General features: G+C 60.1%; 18 protein-coding genes and 1 pseudogene. 14 read left to right on the top strand and 5 right to left on the bottom strand.

From position 1 onward, the window contains the following. Positions 1-7 precede the first annotated feature (7 nt). The 6 genes and pseudogenes from ATE70_RS02950 to ATE70_RS25800 all read left to right on the top strand — a co-directional run. Complete coding sequence (locus ATE70_RS02950; RefSeq protein WP_058536437.1) at positions 8-1,162, top strand: iron-containing alcohol dehydrogenase; 1,155 nt, start codon at positions 8-10, stop codon at positions 1,160-1,162. Next, positions 1,159-2,361: a CaiB/BaiF CoA transferase family protein gene (locus ATE70_RS02945; protein ID WP_197411360.1), complete on the top strand. Its 1,203-nt coding sequence runs from the start codon at positions 1,159-1,161 to the stop codon at positions 2,359-2,361. The genes ATE70_RS02950 and ATE70_RS02945 overlap by 4 nt, the downstream gene beginning before the upstream one ends. Before the next feature lie 59 nt (positions 2,362-2,420). Beyond that, positions 2,421-3,299 (top strand): helix-turn-helix transcriptional regulator, encoded by an 879-nt coding sequence (locus ATE70_RS02940; protein WP_058536436.1) that lies wholly within the window; start codon positions 2,421-2,423, stop codon positions 3,297-3,299. Between the two features lie 429 nt (positions 3,300-3,728). Continuing rightward, a complete protein-coding gene (locus tag ATE70_RS02935; protein ID WP_058536435.1) occupies positions 3,729-4,391 on the top strand; it encodes a TetR/AcrR family transcriptional regulator in 663 nt (220 codons plus the stop codon). A 5-nt stretch (positions 4,392-4,396) separates the two neighbouring features. After that, positions 4,397-5,320 (top strand): alpha/beta hydrolase, encoded by a 924-nt coding sequence (locus ATE70_RS02930; RefSeq protein WP_058800989.1) that lies wholly within the window; start codon positions 4,397-4,399, stop codon positions 5,318-5,320. Continuing rightward, positions 5,317-5,613 (top strand): annotated as a pseudogene (locus ATE70_RS25800) (saccharopine dehydrogenase NADP-binding domain-containing protein); the annotation flags it as partial. The gene ATE70_RS02930 and the pseudogene ATE70_RS25800, both read left to right, overlap by 4 nt. Positions 5,614-6,075: 462 nt before the next feature. On the opposite strand, the gene ATE70_RS02925 reads toward ATE70_RS25800, so the two are convergent. The 4 genes from ATE70_RS02925 to tnpA are packed head-to-tail and all read right to left on the bottom strand — an operon-like array spanning position 6,076 to position 9,064. Next, positions 6,076-6,666 carry a YecA/YgfB family protein gene (locus tag ATE70_RS02925; RefSeq protein WP_058536433.1) on the bottom strand — a complete coding sequence of 197 codons (591 nt, stop codon included), beginning with the start codon at positions 6,664-6,666 and terminating at the stop codon, positions 6,076-6,078. Then, positions 6,663-8,219 (bottom strand): IS66 family transposase, encoded by a 1,557-nt coding sequence (gene tnpC / locus ATE70_RS02920; protein ID WP_058536524.1) that lies wholly within the window; start codon positions 8,217-8,219, stop codon positions 6,663-6,665. Before tnpC ends, ATE70_RS02925 begins: the two co-directional genes overlap by 4 nt. 51 nt (positions 8,220-8,270) lie before the next feature. Beyond that, complete coding sequence (gene tnpB / locus ATE70_RS02915; protein ID WP_058536432.1) at positions 8,271-8,624, bottom strand: IS66 family insertion sequence element accessory protein TnpB; 354 nt, start codon at positions 8,622-8,624, stop codon at positions 8,271-8,273. Further along, entirely contained in the window at positions 8,621-9,064 is a 444-nt protein-coding gene (gene tnpA, locus ATE70_RS02910) for an IS66-like element accessory protein TnpA (RefSeq protein ID WP_156419609.1), read from the bottom strand. The genes tnpB and tnpA overlap by 4 nt, the downstream gene beginning before the upstream one ends. Positions 9,065-9,172: 108 nt before the next feature. Here tnpA and ATE70_RS02905 point away from each other — a divergent pair, with 108 nt between their 5' ends. The 7 genes from ATE70_RS02905 (at position 9,173) to ATE70_RS02875 (ending at position 17,182) form a co-directional block, all read left to right on the top strand. Further along, positions 9,173-9,544, top strand: a complete 372-nt coding sequence (locus tag ATE70_RS02905) for a hypothetical protein (RefSeq protein ID WP_156419610.1) — start codon at positions 9,173-9,175, stop codon at positions 9,542-9,544. Positions 9,545-9,632: 88 nt separating this feature from the next. Further along, entirely contained in the window at positions 9,633-9,962 is a 330-nt protein-coding gene (locus tag ATE70_RS02900; RefSeq protein ID WP_058536429.1) for an EthD family reductase, read from the top strand. 299 nt (positions 9,963-10,261) lie between these two features. Further along, positions 10,262-11,350, top strand: coding sequence for an efflux RND transporter periplasmic adaptor subunit (locus tag ATE70_RS02895; protein WP_156419611.1), 1,089 nt, complete (start codon positions 10,262-10,264; stop codon positions 11,348-11,350). Beyond that, a complete protein-coding gene (locus ATE70_RS02890) occupies positions 11,347-14,442 on the top strand; it encodes an efflux RND transporter permease subunit (protein ID WP_058536427.1) in 3,096 nt (1,031 codons plus the stop codon). Before ATE70_RS02895 ends, ATE70_RS02890 begins: the two co-directional genes overlap by 4 nt. Next, positions 14,435-15,805 carry a TolC family protein gene (locus ATE70_RS02885; RefSeq protein ID WP_058536426.1) on the top strand — a complete coding sequence of 457 codons (1,371 nt, stop codon included), beginning with the start codon at positions 14,435-14,437 and terminating at the stop codon, positions 15,803-15,805. Before ATE70_RS02890 ends, ATE70_RS02885 begins: the two co-directional genes overlap by 8 nt. 331 nt (positions 15,806-16,136) lie before the next feature. Further along, entirely contained in the window at positions 16,137-16,331 is a 195-nt protein-coding gene (locus ATE70_RS02880; RefSeq protein ID WP_058536425.1) for a hypothetical protein, read from the top strand. Further along, entirely contained in the window at positions 16,325-17,182 is an 858-nt protein-coding gene (locus tag ATE70_RS02875; protein WP_197411358.1) for a fatty acid desaturase, read from the top strand. The genes ATE70_RS02880 and ATE70_RS02875 overlap by 7 nt, the downstream gene beginning before the upstream one ends. A gap of 98 nt (positions 17,183-17,280) precedes the next feature. Here the strand turns inward: ATE70_RS02875 and ATE70_RS02870 are convergent, their stop codons facing one another. After that, positions 17,281-17,826, bottom strand: a complete 546-nt coding sequence (locus ATE70_RS02870; protein ID WP_058814526.1) for a TetR/AcrR family transcriptional regulator — start codon at positions 17,824-17,826, stop codon at positions 17,281-17,283. A gap of 160 nt (positions 17,827-17,986) precedes the next feature. Here ATE70_RS02870 and ATE70_RS02865 point away from each other — a divergent pair, with 160 nt between their 5' ends. Then, a complete protein-coding gene (locus tag ATE70_RS02865; protein WP_058536422.1) occupies positions 17,987-18,715 on the top strand; it encodes a hypothetical protein in 729 nt (242 codons plus the stop codon). Positions 18,716-18,781: the final 66 nt, after the last annotated feature.

Below are 18,781 nucleotides of genomic sequence, written 5' to 3'. Positions count from 1 at the left end.
ACCTGAAATGAGCCTCGACTTCCGTTCCTGTCCCCGCGTTATCTGCGAAGCGGGATCGCTCTCTCAAATTGGAGCACTTATGCGTGGCCTTGGCGGCAGTCGCGTTTTGCTTGTCACCGACCCTGGAATTGTTGCTTGCGGATTTGCCGAACAAGCCGTTTCCGCCCTTGCCGACGTCGGAATCGTTACATCGACGTTCGATCGCGTAGCAGCGGATCCGCCAATAACCGTAGTCAACGATGCCGTGGAATGCGCCCGGTCGTTTCACGCCGATGCCATTGTGGGCTTGGGCGGTGGAAGCTCCCTCGATACTGCGAAAGTCGTTGCCCTGGCAGCGGCGACTGGCCAGTCGGTCGATGACATGATCGGAACCGATAAGGCAGTCGGCCAGCGGCTGCCATTGATTCAGGTCCCCACAACGGCGGGCACTGGCTCGGAAGTCACATGGGTTTCGGTCCTGACCAGCGAAAATCACGAGAAGATGGCGGTTTATGCACCGCAATTGCTCCCGGATGTTGCATTGCTTGATGCAGAGCTTACCGTAGGGATGCCCCGCAAGATTACTGCAGCAACTGCCCTTGACGCGATGGTGCACGCTATCGAGGCTGCGACCAGTCGGACCCGCAAGAACCCGGTATCGGACGGGCTGGCGGACAAGGCGCTCGCGCTTCTCGGACAAAATCTGCCGCGCGTACTTGACGCTCCTTCGGATCTGGCCGCGCGCGAAGCTGTGTTGCTGGGGGCTACTTTGGCGGGCATGGCGTTCATCAACGCCAGCGTTGGCTCGATCCACGCCCTTTCCTACCCGTTGAGCAGCCATTTCCAGGTACCGCACGGCCATGGCAACGCCTTGGTTGCAGCACCGGTATTGCGGTTCAACCTCCCTTCGGCCAAGGCTGAATACGCGCGACTTGCCCGTGTGCTTTTGCCCGGGAAGACCTTCTCCGACGATTTTGAGGCGGCCAACGGTCTGGTCCTGGCGATCGAGTCGATGTTTGTTTCAAGCGGCTTGGAAACGCGACTTTCGCAGCTGGGCATTTCTGCCGAAGCCGTCCAGATGATGGCGAGCGAGGTGACGACCGGACTTACCCGCCTGCAAGCAAACAATCCGCGCGACATGTCGTTTGCCGATGTGGTCTCGCTATACGAGGAAGTCCTATGATTGGCGGCCCGCTTACAGGCATTCGTGTCGTTGACCTCAGCCGCGTCCTTGGCGGGCCATACTGCACGCAGGTTCTCGCCGACTACGGCGCCGAAGTCATAAAGATCGAGCCGCCGCAAGGTGACGAAACACGAGCGTGGGGGCCTCCCTTCAAGAACGGCGTCAGCGCATATTTTTCTGGCGCCAATCGCAACAAGCGCTCGATCTCAATCGATGTGGGCAAACCGGAAGGACGGGACATCGTATTGAAGCTGTTGGAAGAAGCAGACGTGCTCGTCCACAACTTCAAGAGCGGTGCTCTGGAGAAGTGGGGATTGGGCTACACCGAAGTGCTTGAAGGGCGCTTCCCGCGCCTTGTTATGTGCCATGTTACAGGCTTCGGTGCCGACGGCCCGTTAGGCGGATTCCCAGGATATGATGCAGTAGTTCAGGCAATGACTGGCTTGATGAGCATCAATGGCGACCCCCAACATGGACCAGTCCGGATGGGAACGCCTATCGTTGATATCGGAACAGGCCTCATCGCCTGCAACGCCATCCTTGCCGCCATAATCGAACGAGGCCGGTCGGGGCTTGGTCAACAGATCGAAGTTCCTCTTTACGATTGTGCTATCAGCATGCTCCATCCGCAGGCGGCGAATAGCTTGATGTCGGGCAACACACCCGTGGCGACTGGCAACGGTCATCCGAACATCGTACCCTATGACATGTTTGAGACGAGAACCGGAAAGATCTATCTCGCGGTTGGCAACAATAGTCAGTTCGCAAAGCTTTGCGCAGTGCTCGAACGCCCAGACATTGCCCGGGACGTGCGCTTCGTCGACAATGCGGACAGGATTGCGCATCGAGAGCAACTTGGCGAAATTCTGGCACAATGCCTTACTCAATTCGAGGCGGAAGACCTCGAACGAACCCTCCTGATCGCCGGGGTGCCGGCAGGCGTCGTGCGAAACGTCAGCGACGCACTGGCGCATCCCCATACGATCCACCGCAACATGGTGATCGATGCGGAAGGCTATCGGGGCACGGGAATAGCTGCAAAGTTCGGCAGGACGCCAGGATCGGTCCACTCTGCACCGCCCGGCTTCGGGCAGCACAGCCGGCACATATTGCTTGAATCGGGATACAGTGAGGCCCAGATTGCGGAACTGGAAAATCAGGCGATAGTGTTTTGTACCGAGGGAGCTGACGGCGACTAGAACAAAGGCCAGCTTGCGCGCCACAAATCAACGAGAGCGCCGAGTTGGGGGAGTGAGCGATGACTGACCTAATTCCACCTGAACACATCAAGGAATGGATTCCGGGGCGCAAGACGGTCGACAGCTCCGCGATGGGCTGGCGCGGCATTACCTTGATGGGGTATCGATATAGTGGCCTTGAAGTCGAAATCCCGCCCATGCGGGACTACATGATCGTGGTCTATCAAGAAGCGGACACTTTCATGCGCCGACGTTGCGGCGGCCCCTGGCAAGCCGAGAGACTTGGTCCCGGGGCCGTCTCGCTCCTTACGCGAGGCGCGCAATCGACATGGCAGTGGGACGACGCTATCACCGTACAGCATATCTACCTTAGCCATGACGTCATCGTCGACGCCGCAGCGCAAATCTTTGATCGGAATCTCGCGGCCATAGAGATTGATGACCGCATCCGCAGCAATGATACTGTGATACCTTCATGTCTCGCGATGCTCGAGCGGGAATATCGGGGTGCTGGAGTTGGAGAAACCCTGCTGATTGACGCGCTACGAACGCAGCTCGCCGTTCACATAATCAGAAACTACGCCGATATTGAGATCAAGGAAGCCCATGGGGGAGCCTTGGGGTCAGGCCTCAGAAAGGCAGTTTCCGAATACATCGAGGAAACATTGGCGGATGGTATCCACCTTGAGGATCTGGCGTCTACCGCGGGATTGAGTCCGTTTCACTTTTCTCGCAAGTTCAAATTGGAGTTCGGCGTCACGCCGCATGCCTTTGTGGTTCAGCGTCGAATTGAACGGGCGAAGTCATTGCTACTCTTGAGAAACATCCCGCTGAAAGTGGTGGCGGCCGATTGCGGCTTTTCCGACCAAAGCCATCTCAACAGAACGTTCCGCAAAGCGCTGGGTGTAACCCCGGCCGAATACCGCCGTTGCGTTTAATGGCTGCCACTTGATTGGTCGAGCCGAAGGAAGCTGTACTCCAAGTCGTCCTAGCGCTCGCGATGTACACGCGATGCCGACGGTCCGCCAGCTCAATACACGCCCTGAACGACCGGAATCCGCCCGCGCTCGACCGCCTGCGACCGGAACTGGGCGGCTGTTTACATTGATGAACGTCGGCCGACGTTGCGCCGCTTCGTCGATCAGTCCCTCAAAACTCCGAGTGTTTGAAGCTCACCCCAATACCGCGCCATTCGCAGCCTCCGACCCGCCGATCTGTCTTTGCACATGTACTGCTACATCCGAGCGTCAAATTCTCCTGAAGGCCATCGACGGCAGACTCTGTGATGTCCCCATAATTTAATTGACATGTGTTGATTAGTGGTCGACACATGTCAATTATAAATTTCAGAGCAGCGATGGTATAATATGGTCAGTCATAGCGCAGCGGCGCCTTCCCGGCGCGCTCAACGGCGCGTTGAGCAACCGCGTAGCGGCGATGAGCGCGAGCGCGCGATCCTCGCCGCAGCAAGGGCGGCGCTCAAAGCGCGGACCTTCGATACGATGTCCATATCAGAGCTGGTGGCCAGCGCCCATGTCTCCCGGCCGAGCTTCTATTTCTACTTTGCTTCCAAGGATGCATTGCTGGCGACGCTAATCGAAGAAGTATTGGCGGAAATCCGGTCGAACCTGGAACTGGCCAATGCCCGCGAGGGTGCCGATACGCGCGCAAGGATCAGAGAGGGTGTCGGACATATTGTCGCGGCTTGGCTGTCCCACCGTGAGATACTCTGCGCCGCCGTCGAACTAGGCTCTCGCCTGTTCGTTGTGGAGGACATGTGGCGCCGCGCCGTTATTGGCAGTGTAGAGTTGTTCCTCCACCGACTTGACCTGGAACAGATTTCTCGGGACGCCGAGACGCTACGTCGCCAGGCTCATCTGCTCGCTTGGGGACAGGAACGCAATCTTTACAATCTGGCGAAATCCGGCGGTGACGTGGCTGCGTTCGCAGCGCTGGCCACAGACCTGACCGAGATGTGGTTCTCCGCATTGTTCGGGTCCACCACCGTTTCCCCGCAACCCAAAGGATGACGAACATGACAGCGTCGGCTCGGATCGATGTGAATTTTTACGTACGCGGCGTGAAATGCGCTGCCTGGCTCTACCTTCCCGACAATTTTGCCGGGGAGCCCGTTCCCGCGATTGTCCTCGGACATGGTCTCGGCGGTGTGCGATCGTGGCGTCTCGACAATTTTGCCCGAGCCTTTTGTGCGGCCGGGTATGGTTGCCTCGTGTTCGACTACCGGGGTTTCGGCGACAGCGATGGCTCGCCGCGGCAGGTCGTCGATCCCGAACAATTGCTCGAGGACTGGCGTGCGGCTATCGTTTATGCCCGCTCCCGCGCCGAATTCGATCCGGACCGCATCGTCCTGTTCGGCACCTCTTTCGGCGGCGGCCACGTAACCCGTCTGGGCTCCGAAGATACGAGAATTGCGGCCATCATCGCCCAATGCCCTTTTCTGGATGGCGTGGCCTCATCGCGTCTGACGGATACGGTTCGCGGCCTCCGACTTCTCGGGCCGGCGATACGCGATGTGATCGCGCGCCGGCGCGGCGCGCCGCCGGTTCTCGTCGATATCGGCGGGCCACGCGGCAGCAAGTCTCTGGTGTTGGCGAATCAGGCCGACTTCAACGCCATGATCCCCGAGGGTGTTCAGAGCGAGACCCAAGTTGCGGCGCGTATCATGTTTTCCATCATCGGGTATCGGCCTGGTTTGTCGACACCGGACATAAGCTGCCCGGCCCTGTTCATTCTGTGCGAGGGTGACCGGCTGATCCCCGTTAAGTCTTCACTGAGCCATGTACGGCGGGCGCCTCGCGGCGATATTCAGGTCGTGCCGTACGGGCACTTCGACATTTATGATGGAGCGCCGTTCCGCGACGTGCTCGCCAGAGAGCTGGATTTCCTGGCCCGGCATGTGCCCACGGGCACATCTACGTCGACCGGGCAATCGCAATGAGCGGACCAGCGCGGATCGTTGTTTTCGGTGCAACCGGCTACACAGGAACATTGGTGGCGCGCGCGCTCGTCGAACGCGGCGCACGGCCGGTTCTGGCGGGACGGTCCCGCGACAAGCTGGCGGCGCTGGCCGACGCTCTGGGCGGACTCGAAACCCACATCGCCGATATCGCGGACCCCGCTTCGATCCGCGCCGCCATCGGGCATGGTGACGTCCTCATTTCTACGGTCGGCCCCTTTCTGCACTGGGGGGATGCGGCGGTGGAGGCAGCCATCGACGCGGGAGCAACCTACCTCGATTCGACGGGCGAGCCCGCCTTCATCCGTAAGGTGTTCGAGCATTATGGACCACAGGCGCGCCTGCGTTCATCAGCGCTGATGACCGCTTACGGTTTCGACTGGGTGCCGGGCAACCTCGCGGCCACCCTGGCGCTCAGCCAAGCTGGCAGCGCCGCGACAAGGGTCGAAATCGCTTACCTGCTGAATGGCACCAGCGCGGAAAGTGGCGGCGCGGAGGCGAGTGCAGCCGCCGCGATCATCGCCCCGTCATTCGCCTTCCGCCAAGGGCGCCTGATAACCGAACGGACCGCCGCCCGCGCCCGGCGCGTAAGGGATACCTCGGGTCGACCGCGCTGGATCCTCAGCGCAGGCGGCACCGAGCACCTCACCTTGCCGGAGCAGTTCCCGCACCTACGCGATATCGAGGTGGGCCTGGGGTTAGCGATGCGACCACCCCACGTTGACGTGCGGAGGTTTTTAAGAGTTGCCGTAGCGGGATTCGTTATTCAGCTCTTTGAGCGCCGGGATGACGAGCGCGATATCCAGATAGGCCTCATGCTCGATGAAGTGCGCGGTTTCCGGTCCTGGACGGGGTTTTCCGAGGACCGGGTTTCCTTTCTTGTCGACGCAGTAGATCAGGATAGGAAGCAGCAACCCATGGTTGACGTTGCCCAGGTCGAGCAACGGCTTCCAGTCCTTCTTGTTGAGCTGCATGGCGGCATAGAACCCGTGGCACCAGGGCCGCGGATCGATATTGCCATTGGCCTTGGTGGCGAACCGCGGCGCAAAGTCGTGCACCAGCATTTCGTTGACATGGTTATGGACCCGGGCGACCGAGGCGAACACGGCCTGCTCGACGTCGGTGCCGTTGTGCAGCACATCGAGAGGCAGGCCCATGGCCGGACAGATCCAGTGTTGCGGATCGATATACACCGGGCAAGTGACCGCCGCCGTCACAAAGCCTTCGAGCGCCGACATCGTCCGCACCAGCGGACGGCGATTGACCTTCACGGCCAGCCACGCCTCGAGCGCGTCGTCCGACAGCGCGATTTCATCGAGAAGACTCATGCAGCGATTTCCAGCTGAGCCGCTTGTTGTCCCGGCGCCCAGTTCCAGGCGAACAACTGATCAAGTTCATTGTTCTTCACCGCGCCCGACACGATCCGCGTCAGCACGTCATTGAGCCAGGTGAACGGATCAAGACCGTTTAGTTTTGCTGTCTGAAGCAGGGATGCCAGTATCGCCCAGCTCTTTGCGCCGCCTTCGTTGCCGGCGAACAACGAGTTGCGCCTGCTGATTCCAATCGGGCGCATCTGGCGCTCGATCATGTTGTTGTCGACCTCGATGCGGCCATCATCAAGGAACCGGATCAGCCCGCGCCAGTGACCCTGGGCATAGCGGATATGTTCGGCCAGATCGGCCTTGGTCGATATCCGCTCGAGCGTATCATCGAGCAGCAGCTTGAGTTCGTCCATGATCGGCCTGGTCTTTTCCTGCCGGACCGCCAGACGATGTTCGGCACTCGTGCCGCGGATATCCGCCTCGATCCGGTAGACCCGACCGAGCAGCGCAATGATCTGCGCGGTAATGGGCGACTGCGTGCTCTTGTGCAGATCGACAAAACGTCGCCGCAGATGAGCAAGGCAAAAGGCAAGCACGATTGTCCCTCCCTTGCGTCCAGGATCCTCGAGCTTCTTGTAGGCACTATAGCCATCGACCTGCAGCACGCCTTGATAGCGCCCAAGTTGCTCGGATATCGTGCGGTGGCCGCGAGAGCGATCATGAACATAGCAGACAGCAGGCGGTGCGGGCCCATTCCACCCCCGATCATCGATACCATGGGCCCAGAACTGATCAAAGCGGACCTTGCCGCGTCCCGGATCGATCACCGGCATCCGGGTCTCGTCAACATGGATCCGGCCCTGACGGTGGATGAACGCCAGCTGCCGGTCGTAAAGTCCCTCGAGCCACCAGGCTGCACGCTGGACCCAGCGCACCGGCGTCGAGCGGTCGAGCGTGAGGCCGTGACCTGCCAGCATCTGGGTTTGCCGGTAGATCGGCAGATACCAGGCAAAGCGCTGGCTGACGATCCACGCGATGAACGACGTGGTTGCCATTCCGCCCTCGATCATGCGCCGCGGCGCGCGGGCCTGGATAATCCCTCCGTCACACGCGCGGCAGGCATATTTGGGCCGAACAGTGGCAATGACGCGCAGGATAGCCGGCACGATATCGATCGCCTCGCTGACATCCTCGCCGATCCGGTGCAGGCCGGCATCGCAACAGGGACACTGCAGGCTGTCTGGCTCGATCACTTCTGTCACACGCGGCAGATGCTTGGGCAGCGCACCGATATTGCGCTGCGGCCCCGGCCGCGAGCGCGCCGGCGCCGGATCATCATTGGCCGCAACCGGGGTGGGCGGGACCTCGCTCAGATCCCCCAGGTCAAGCCGGCCCTGGTCGCCGAGGATTGCCCGTGCCTTTTCCGAACTCGAGCCAAAGAGCATGGCCTTGTAAGCCGCCACGAGCTTGTTGGCAGCCGCGAGTTGAGCCTCCAGTTCGGCGACCTTCACCGTCATCGCCGCGAGCGTTTCGGGCAGGTTTTCAGGGCGGCTTTTCACCGCCATTCTCTAGCGTAGAAGCCCTCAAAAGCCCAGTAAAATCGCCATTTTCTAGCCCGCCATCAGCGGTTTTTTAACCGGGTTTTCCTCCAGCCTGCGCCAGTCCATGCCGCCCAGCAACAAGGTCATCTGCGCGCTCGTCAGCTTGATCACGCCGTCCTGGACAGGCGGCCACGCAAACTTTCCCGCCTCGAGCCATTTCGTCAGCAAGATCATGCCCGATCCGTCAAAATGGAGCAGTTTCAGCCGGTCGGCGCGCTTCGACCTGAACACGAACACTTGGCCGTCATAAGGATTTCTGCCCATGGCATTGAAGACAAGCGACGCCAGGCTGTTGATCCCGGCGCGGAAGTCGATCGGACCGGTCACAAGCACGACCTTCAGGTCACTGTGATAACCGATCACTGGGGACGCAGGGCGTCGAACACCGTCCGTAGCATGGCCTGATCGACATGGCCGCGCACATGAACACGCGCACCGCCCAGCTCGATCTCGAGTTCCGATCGCGTCGGTGTCGGGGCGCGATCCTCTACAGCAAGGGGAACAAACGAGATCTTCTCCAGCCCGCCACGATCACGCACCCGCCGCCGCCAGTAATGCAAAAGCCCCACTCCCACATCATAGCGGCGGGCAACCGCGGTGATGTTCGCGCCAGGTTCAAAGCTTTCCGCCGTGATCCTTGCCTTCTGCTGCGGACTCCACTTCCGGTTCGTCCGGCGCGGTCCAATGACCGTCTCACCGTACGAAGTCACATTCGCACCGTGCGGCGCACAGGATAAATCCGTGCTCGCACCATGCGCCGCATGGTCCAAAGCACTATCAGCACCGTGCATCTCTTCGTCCAAAGCCACATCAATCCCCAAGCCAAATCACCAGCCGCCATCTTGGCGATCAGATCGACAGCGTCGAGGTGGGGTGCTCGCATCGCTAACGGCCTGGGTCTCTATGGGGCTATGTCAGCAGTGGTGCCGTACGTCTCGGCAACGCTCAACGCCGGCATGCGTATCCCCGCCGTGGCGGGCGCCATACGCGGCGCAATGGAGCGCAAGGCGAACGGATCTTCCGGCGGCCCCAGCGACGAGGCGCGTGCCGCAGGATCAACGAGCGTGATTGCACGGGCCTGGTCCGACAGCGACGAACTTCTACACACAACTATCCTTACGGGAGTAGATGGTTTCAGCTTCACCGCGAACTTTTTGGCGTGGGCTTCGATCCAAGCCGCCGGGGGGATTACCGGAACAGGTGCCTTGGGACCGGTGCAAGCTTTCGGTGTCGAGGCGCTGGAAGAAGGGGTTCGGGAAAGCGGTCTGGTGCTGGTTAACTAACTGGCTGATTCATAAAATTACTCAGGGCCATCTTCTTGCATTTGCAGAAAGGCGGCTGTTATTCAATTCGTCAAACAGAGAGATTGGCATGGTCAAAATCAGCATCCTGTACCCGCACCAAAGCGGGGCCAACTTCGACTTCACGTATTACACCGAAATCCACATGCCGCGGGCCATTCAGTTGCTGGGAGCGCATCCCGGCTTTGGTGGTGTATCGGTGGAGCGTGGCGTTGCCGGAGTGGCGCCGGACTCGGCACCAACATATATCGCCATGTGCCACTTCCTTTTTTCCACGAGCGAAGCGTTTATGGAAGCCTTTCTCCCCCATGCCAGTGAACTTCAGGGGGATATTCCTAACTACACCAATGTAGAAGCAATTATTCAGATGAGCGAAGTTTTAATCAGTCAGGGAAAGTAATCCCCCATAAAACAGAGCCAGTCCAAGCGTGGCTGCGTCATCAGCCCACTCAGCGCTGATGCTTTGGTTCGAGGAGCGGGTGAAGCGCATTTTTTTGGCCTGGGCTTCGATTCAACCCGCCGGGGGGGATTGCCGGAACGGGGGCCTTTGGTTCGGCGCAAGCTTTCGGTGTCGAATTGCAAGCGCGACGTGATAGGCGTTCATCCAACGCGCTGATTAGTAGCGGTAGCCGGTGAAGGAGTAACGCATGCGGATCGTCGGCGGAGCCGTCTGCGGCGTGAAGGAAAAGGGGGTGCAGCGTGAGAAATAGCACAGGCCGATGCCTGATATGGCTGCCGATCCTGCTGGTTGCTGGCTGTGGTGGGAACGAGGCATCTATCGAGGTGCCACGCGGCGTGGAAACGATGGTCGTCGCGCCCGGATCGGCCGATACATCGGCAATTTACTCTGGACCCGTGGTTTCGCGCTACTCCGGAAGTTACGGTTTCCGTCTTTCCGGAATGATTACCGCGCGCTCCGTCGAAATCGGGCAGAGAGTTTCCCAGGGACAAATCCTGGCGCGGCTCGATCCGCGCGATGTTGAGGTCAACGTGCGGAGCGCGCAAGCACAATCCGCCGCTGCCGCCACCCGCGCGAATGCGCAGATCGCCGATCTTGCAAGAGCGCGCGCACTGCTCGCGGAAGGCTTTATCTCGCCCGCCGAATTCGATCAGACAAGAGCCGCGACCGCCGGTGCGCAGGCGCAACTCCGGTCGACACAGGAAACGCAGACCAGCGTTCAACAACAATTGTCCTATACCGTTTTGCGTGCCGAGCGGGCCGGCGTGGTGACGGCGGTCAGTGGCGATGTCGGAGAGGTCGTCGCTGCCGGACAGCCCATTGTCACAGTCGAAGAGCCGGGTTCCATTGAGGTATCCGTCGCTATCCCAGAAGGCGAAGTGGAGCGGTTCCGCTCCTCCAGCCTCAGCGTTCGGAGCTGGGCCTCGCCCGGTGTGACGTACCCTGGATATATCCGAACCATTGCCGCCGCAGCTAGCCCGCAGACGAGGACGTTCGAGGCTCGGATCGCCTTTACTGCCCCTTCGGGCGCTGTTGCAATCGGGAATACGGCCGAGGTGCTCGCCGAACAGAGTGCCAGCGCGCCCAGATATCGGGTGCCTCTTGCCGCCGTGACGCGCGACCAGGGTGTCAGCGTGGTCTGGATCGTATCGGGGACACCGGCAATTGTGCGCCCGCGTCGGGTGGAAATTAGCTCGGTCCAGGACAATTTCGTCCTGATTACCACTGGCTTGCGACCCGGCGATCGCATTGCGAGTGCAGGCGCGCATCTGTTGAAGGCAGGGCAGAAGGTCAGAATATTGCCCAGCACCGCGAAAGCCGATCAGTGAGAGGTCCCAATCTTTCTTCCTGGGCGCTCGAACATCCCTCGGTGATGCGCTTCCTGATCGCGCTGGCGGCGATAGTCGGCGTTTATTCCTATATGTCGCTCGGTCGCCAGGAAGACCCCGATTTCACGATCAAGAACATGCTGGTTTCAGCGGCGTGGCCCGGCGCGAGTGCCAAAGAAATGGCCGATCAAGCCGCCGAGCCGATCGAACGGGCGATCTTCTCGCTGCCCGAAGTCGACTACATGAAAACCAACGTCCAGCCCGGCCGGATGATCATCAACGTCAAGCTGCGAGAATCGGTCGCGGGAAGCGACGTGCCGGCGGTGTGGACCAAGGTTCGGCAGCGGGTGTCGGACGTCGCGAACCAGCTTCCATCGGGACTACAGGGGCCGCAATTCAATGACGATTTCGGGGACACCTATGGCAATATCTACGCTCTGACCGGCAGCGGATACACTTTGCCGCAGCTGAACGATTTTGCCGAAAAGCTCCGCGACCGGTTTCGTCAATTGCCCGACATCGGCCGCATCGAATTGGAGGGCGCACCGGAAGAGCGGATTTATGTCGAATATAGCGTTGCCAAAATCGCCACGCTTGGGATCGATCCGCGAACAATCGTTGCTGCGATCAGGGACACGAATACGGTCAGTTCCGCCGGCGTCGTCGATGCCGGGGCCGAACGCGTTCGCATCAACGTAACAGGGACCTTCGACAGCGTGGATGCAATTCGCAAGATCGGGATCGCGTCCAACGGACAAAGCCTGCGGCTAGGCGATTTAGCGAATGTTCGGCGAACGCTTGCCGATCCTCCGACATTTCGGATGCGTTTCAACGGCCACGATGCGGTTGGTGTGATGGTGTCGTTGCGCAAAGGCGGCAACATCACGCGCTTGGGCAAAGATAGCGACGCGCTAATCGATGCCTTCAAGTCGGAATTGCCGCTTGGCGTCGATCTCGGTACGGTTTCCAACCAACCCGAAGTTGTCAAACATTCGATCGGCGAATTCACGAAATCATTGTTCGAAGCGGTCGCGATCGTGCTCGCGGTCAGCTTGGTCTCGCTTGGTTGGCGACCGGGGCTCGTTGTCGCCTTCTCGATCCCGGTAGTCCTCGCGCTGACCTTTACGGCGATGTTGGCAATCGGAATCCCCCTGCACCGCGTGTCGCTCGGCGCACTGATCATCGCGCTGGGTCTGCTGGTGGATGATGCGATCATCGTCGTGGAACAGATCGACGCGCATCTCCACGAAGGCTGGGAGCGGACCAAGGCAGTGGTGTCAGCCTACGTGGTGACGGCGCAGCCAATGTTGATCGGGACGATCATCACCATGTTGGGCTTTCTTCCGATCGAAATGGCACCGTCGTCCGCAGGCGAGTATTCCCGTGCCATATTTCAGGTGGTTGCGATTTCACTTGGATTTTCGTGGATCGTCGCCGTCCTGGTTACCCCGTTTATCGCCAACCGCATCCTACCCGAGCAAGGTCTATCGACCGCGGGCAATGATAAGCAAAACGGGCACGGTCACGAATCCTACGACAGCCCATTCTACCAGAGATTCAGAGACATCGTGTCCTGGGCGCTCGATCATCGCGTCCTGGTTCTTCTTGTGACCGTTGCGATGTTTGTGCTCGCTCTCGGCCTATTCGCGCTCGCGGTGCCGAAGCAATTCTTCCCGACGTCCGACCGATCCGAACTCATCGTCGACCTGCGTCCCTCGCAAAATACGTCGTTCGCGCAAACGATGGAGGTGAGCCAGAGGATGGAGCGGCTCCTTGCTGCAAACAAGGACATCAACTCGATTACAACCTATGTCGGTGGCGGCACCCCGCGCTTCTACCTCTCATTCGACATCCAGACACCAAGTCTCGCACTCGCCCAACTGGTCATTCAGACCAAGGGTGAGGAAGAGCGCGAGCGCGTGCAAGGCGTCGTTGAGGATCTCCTCGCCAATCGCTTTCCTGAAGTAAGAGGAAGAGTGAGTCCGCTCGAACTAGGGCCACCGGTCGGCCAGCCTTTCAAGATTCGCCTGACAGGTACAGACTTTGCGGACATCGCTCCCGCAGCGGATCGGCTGGAAACGCTGATGCGCGCGGAGCCCCAATTGCGGGACATCAACAAGGATTACGGCGATTTCCTGAAAACGGTCCGGGTGGAGGTCGATCAAGACAAAGCGCGCGCGCTGGGCATTACGTCGCTGGTTATCAACAATGCGCTTGAAGGAGCGCTCGAAGGCGCTCCGATGACGCGCTACCGTGACGGCGACAAGGCGCTGGACGTGATCGCCCGCTCCGAAGAAGCGACGCGCAAACGGCTCGACCGACTGTCGCAGATCAACATACCGACGGCGTCCGGCCGCACTGTGCCGCTAACCCAGGTTGCGCGGCTGCTACCGTCCTTTGAGCAAGCCGAACTCAATCGTCGTTCGAGCATGCCGACAATTACGTTGCAGGCCGATGTCGCGGGCGCTCAACCTGCGGACGTCGCGCAGAAAATGGCAGGCGATCTCGACAAAATTCGGGCCAGTTTGCCAGGCAATGCGAGCCTGACATTGGGAGGAACGATCGAGGAGAGTGCCTCATCGCAAAGCTCGGTTCTGTCCCAACTACCCGTGGCGATGATATTGATCCTCTTTCTGCTCGTTCTGCAGCTGCAAAGCATCAAGAAGATGTGGCTGGTCCTGATAACCGGGCCGCTCGCGCTGATCGGCGTTGCTCTGATCCTGAGCATTTTTCGGATTCCGTTTGGCTTCGTCGCGATGCTCGGCGGTCTCGCGTTGTTCGGCATGGTTATTCGAAACTCGGTCATTCTCGTTTCGCAAATCGACGCGCTTGAGGCCGCCGGGGCCGACCTGCGCGATGCCATTGTCGAGGCCGCCGCACATCGCGTTCGCCCGATCATGCTGACGGCACTTGCCGCCATCCTCGCGATGATCCCGCTGACCCGTTCCATTTTCTGGGGACCGATGGCCTGGTCGATCATGGGCGGGTTGATGGTCGCGACCCTGCTCACCCTCATTTTCCTGCCCGCTGTCTATGCCGCCGCTTACGGGGCCAAAGGGCCAAAGATCGAAACGGAGAACGCCCATGCGTGATCGGTGGAGCGCCTGGCCCGCATTTGCGCTGATGGGCTTCGTTGTCTTGCCTGGCTCGGCGGCAGCCCAGAGCCTTTCTGGCGCCTTTCAGGCGGCGCTGGACCACGACCCAGATCTTGCAGCGGCGAAGGCCAGCCGCGAAGCATCCGACGAGAATGATGCGTTGGCCAAATCCCTGTTCCGGCCGAAAGTAGAAGCGCAAGCCAACGGCGGGTACAGCCGGATCTCTTCCAACGCCGCAGTGACCGGCGTGAACATTCCTAGCTCCGTCGATGGCGTCAGCGGCAGTGTATTACTACAGGCGGAACAACCGCTGATCGACGGCAAGGCTGGGGCGCAACGACGGCAGTTGCGCGCCGGCACGAGGGCTGGGCAGGTGCAATATGAAGCGAGTCGCCAGCAGCTCGCGCTCCGCGTTAGTCGCGCTTATTTCGACGTGCTGAAAGCCGACAACGCATTGACGAGTCTGATAGCGCAGGAGCAATCCGCGCGATATGAACAGCGAGCCGCGCAGGCCCGGTTCGATGCTGGACGTGCCAAGATCACCGATGTCCGTGAAGCCCAGACGCGAGCCGACAGCTTAGCCGCGCAGATCGTCGGGGCGCGTGCGCAACGGGAGATCGTCGGCGCGCGGTTCGCAGAGCTTACTGGAGTTTCAGCAGACGATTTGTGGCGCGTTCGGTCCGATTTGCAGCCTGTGCCGCCAGACCGAGCGCTCGGCGACCTTCAACAAGAAGCCGAAGCGCAATCGCCCGCAATTCTAGCCGGACAGTATCGACTGGACGCCGCCGGGGCCGGGGCCGACCAATATCGGTGGCGCAATCAGGTCAGGGTCTCCGCGATCGGCGCAGCAGGTGAATTTTGGCGCGGTGGGAATCAGCCGCCGCTGTTGGGCGTGATTTCGACGCCCGATCGCGTTGGTGGGTTCATGGTTGGGCTGCAATTGAAAGCTCCGCTCTACACCGGCGGCGGGTTGGAGGCGCAGCGGCGGCAGTCCCAGGCGGAAGCGCGGGGTGTTGGCTATCAGGTCGATGCTGCTCGGCGCGATGTGCGCCTTCAGGTGCAGGAAGCCTGGTTGGCGCAATCCAGCGCCCTCCAGCAGATCGCAGCACTGCGCACGGCGCTTTCATCTGCCAGGCTTCAGGAAAAAGCCGCAATTACCGGACGAGAAGTCGGGGTCCGTACGCAAAGCGATGTTTTGGCCGCACAAGCGCAAACCCTGGAGATCGAGCGCAACCTCAACGATGCGCTGATCGAATATGAATATGCGCGCCTAGCGCTGGCGACCGCAGTCGGTACTATCACACCGGCGACGCTGCAATTGGTTGAGGCCGACTTTGTGGGGCCTGCATCAAGCCAGTAGACCTTTCACCCGGCTCAACCAGCGTCATTGCACGGGGCTGGTCCGATAGCGATGAACTTTTGCAAACAACTACCCTCACGGGAGTCGATGGTTTCAGCTTCACCGCGAACTTTCTAGCGTGGGCTTCGATCCAAGCCGCAGGGGGGATTACCGGAACAGGTGCCTTGGGGCCGGTGCAGGCTTTCGGTGTCCAAGCGCTGGAAGAAGGTGTTCGCCGGAGTGGCCTCAATCGAGCGAATGACCTATTGGATCAGCCGCTGATTGCGCGCGCGACATGATGAGATATTCAGACGCGCCGAATAGCAGCGTTAGCGCGATGAAGGAGTAACGAATGCGGATCGTCGGCTTTCTCTTCAGCCTTGGACCGATCCTGTTTGGGATCGGGTTTCTGGCGCCCGTCATCGCTGCTGCTATCACGGCGGGCGGTCTCGATGCACCGGCCGGCCTCAGCTCCATCCAGTTTGGGCTTCTTATCGGCATCATATTGGGTGTGATCGCGCGTCAGCGGAGGACATGGCTATGGTGACGGAAACAAATACACCGGGCCTGAGGGCTCGCGAAAAGGCGATCGCCGAACAATTCATCGGCGGTTTTCCCTGGATCATGGTGATCTGGCCCCTAGTCAACACAAGCCTGTGGCTCGCGTTGTGGCCGCTGGTCATGACGGGCGCCCTGCCCCTATGGGCGGGATTTCTGATCGCAACGATCAACATGACCGCAGCCTATCTGCCATCGCACGAAGCCCAGCATCACATCATCGTGCCGGAAGGATCGCGCTGGCACTGGTTCAACGAGTTTATCGGCTGGTACGCGCTGATTCCCATGTTCGCCCCCCTTACTGTTCTCAGGGTGACCCATTTCGAACATCATCGGCACACGAACGACCCGCTGCTCGATCCTGACATTCCGATGGCTGCAAACAGCGGCTGGGCCGCAATCGGCAGAGCGCTTGTAAAAGGGCAGCCACGCCACGACCGCTACGGCATGGCATTGCAGAGGCTCGGGACGTCCGCCGCCAAGACCGCCACGCTTCACGCGATGGTAGCGAAGGTCGGACAATATTCAATCCTCGCCGCGTTGGCATGGAGCGGACATGCGCTTGAGGCGCTGCTGCTTTGGTGGCTGCCGCTGAAAATCGGCTTGGTCTATATCAACTTCTACCTCAGCTGGGCGCCGCATCGGCCGATGGATGGTCGCGGGCGCTACAAGGACACGCGTGCCTTCCGCAGCTTCTTTGGCAATATCGGCTCATCGGGCATGCAGTATCACATCATTCACCACCTCTATCCGACGATTCCGCTCAATCGGCATCCGGCCGCCTTTCGCGCGCTTCGCCCGATATTGGAGGAGCGCGGCTGCGATCTAGGCGGATTGTAACATCCTTCGCTTGCTTGACCCGTCGCCTTGTCGCACTGTAACCGACCGCACCTGCTCGTCGGCATTGCGCACGTTCTTCGCACCCCGCGGGGCTCAACCTAACCGCGAAGGTCGGCCGCTTGCAACGGCGGGAAGCCCTTCACATCCTGGCGTGCGACCCAAGCTGCCATTTGTCGGATGGTTCGATCGTCAACAGACGTCCCGAGAATGAGGATACGGTACAGAAGTGGCGCGGCTGCCAGCTCGAGAATCACGCGCGGCGAAACATCCTTGGGAAGTTCACCCCGCATAACTGCACGCGTGACGATTTCACCACTGTCCGCAAAACGCTGCTCCCAGAATGCGGATTTGACGCGCGCGGCCTCTGGATCGACCCTTGAGGACAAAAAGAAGAAAATGCTGCGGATAGCGGGATCGGCCAATATGCTGGCGATACCCTTTAACATCTGTTCCAAGTCGGTTTGGAAACAACCTGTATTGGGCGTTGGCACCCTCACCCGCATCTCTTCGAGCATGAGCGCCAGGAGAAGCGCGGCCTTCGTAGGCCATCGGCGGTATATCGTCGTCCGGTTGACGCCCGCGCGCAACGCGATCTCCGGAATCTCGACGCCGTCCAGTCCACGCTCTGCCAGCAAATCGAACAAAGCCTGGCGGACCGCCGTTACCACTTTTGTCGAGCGGCCCCCCGGTCGGCTACGCGGCCCTCCTGTCTTTGCCTCACTCGACGCTATCATATTGGTTGCCTCTCGGACCTAATGCAACTATAGTTGCTTTTATAGCATTGACAGAGGGACTGGCAAGCCAATGACGATCGATCTTGAAGTCTTCATCAACGGCGAGGCCGTATCACAGGATGCAGTCTCGAGGTGGGAGCAAAATAGCGCTCGCAGGGCGCTCCGCAGACTGGGCCTCCGGGCCAATCATATGGATCTTGCAGAGCTTCGTGCAGAGCTGCGCGCCCGCAAGCTGAAGCTAGGGCATTCCGGCATCCGCAAGCTGCTTCGGCGCGAGCTTGCAGTCTCGGATAAATATGCACGGCTTGTCGCGTGGCTGTCGCGCGGCGGTCGCAGATATAGCGTGATTGAGATTGTGTCGCCTGAAGGGTCCGCGGCGGCGTTCGCTAATTGGTTTGAGGAACTCGCGCATCGGAACCGTGAAGATGTCATGGTTGCGGCGGCGCCCGAGCATTACCTTATTGCCACCGATGCCGCAGGCCGGCAGGAAGTGATCGAGACGAATGGCGGGTCGCCAATGGCTGCCCGTTTCTTCATCGATTACGCCGATCTTTCGACTCTGCGCTCGACACCCGACCCCGATTATCCGTCAGAGGTCGCGGGTGTGGCGCGAACACCGAATGGCACGACGATTGGGGGCGTTCGTCACCAGTTCCGCGACGAAGGGAGCGGCTTCCGCGCAAAGCTGACGGTTGAATTTCCTACCCTCATCCTGCCGTCGGTCGTGAGTGGACATAGATGGCATCTCGCGTGTGAATTCTCGAACTGGATCAGAACTGCTGTTGCCGAACTTCGCTAAGACCATGCGGGCGATTGCGTTCGCGGGTCGCGCGTGTTGACGTTGCAGACAGCGCACGCAGCGCGT

Origin of the sequence: Sphingopyxis sp. H053 (genome assembly GCF_001468225.1) — a bacterium.
GTDB lineage: Bacteria > Pseudomonadota > Alphaproteobacteria > Sphingomonadales > Sphingomonadaceae > Sphingopyxis.
The sequence above is the reverse complement of the archived record's forward strand: the minus strand, read 5'-3'. Positions and strand labels throughout refer to the sequence as shown.

Excerpts from the sequence above, each read along its gene's own strand:
- ATE70_RS02875 (WP_197411358.1), top strand. The coding sequence starts at position 16,325 with ATGGTGACGGAAACAAATACACCGGGCCTGAGGGCTCGCGAAAAGGCG.
- ATE70_RS02905 (WP_156419610.1), top strand. The coding sequence starts at position 9,173 with ATGTCAGCAGTGGTGCCGTACGTCTCGGCAACGCTCAACGCCGGCATG.
- ATE70_RS02885 (WP_058536426.1), top strand. The coding sequence starts at position 14,435 with ATGCGTGATCGGTGGAGCGCCTGGCCCGCATTTGCGCTGATGGGCTTC.
- ATE70_RS02880 (WP_058536425.1), top strand. The coding sequence starts at position 16,137 with ATGCGGATCGTCGGCTTTCTCTTCAGCCTTGGACCGATCCTGTTTGGG.
- ATE70_RS02925 (WP_058536433.1), bottom strand. The coding sequence starts at position 6,666 with ATGAGTCTTCTCGATGAAATCGCGCTGTCGGACGACGCGCTCGAGGCG.
- ATE70_RS02865 (WP_058536422.1), top strand. The coding sequence starts at position 17,987 with ATGACGATCGATCTTGAAGTCTTCATCAACGGCGAGGCCGTATCACAG.
- ATE70_RS02900 (WP_058536429.1), top strand. The coding sequence starts at position 9,633 with ATGGTCAAAATCAGCATCCTGTACCCGCACCAAAGCGGGGCCAACTTC.
- ATE70_RS02940 (WP_058536436.1), top strand. The coding sequence starts at position 2,421 with ATGACTGACCTAATTCCACCTGAACACATCAAGGAATGGATTCCGGGG.
- ATE70_RS02935 (WP_058536435.1), top strand. The coding sequence starts at position 3,729 with ATGGTCAGTCATAGCGCAGCGGCGCCTTCCCGGCGCGCTCAACGGCGC.
- ATE70_RS02945 (WP_197411360.1), top strand. The coding sequence starts at position 1,159 with ATGATTGGCGGCCCGCTTACAGGCATTCGTGTCGTTGACCTCAGCCGC.
- ATE70_RS02950 (WP_058536437.1), top strand. The coding sequence starts at position 8 with ATGAGCCTCGACTTCCGTTCCTGTCCCCGCGTTATCTGCGAAGCGGGA.
- ATE70_RS02930 (WP_058800989.1), top strand. The coding sequence starts at position 4,397 with ATGACAGCGTCGGCTCGGATCGATGTGAATTTTTACGTACGCGGCGTG.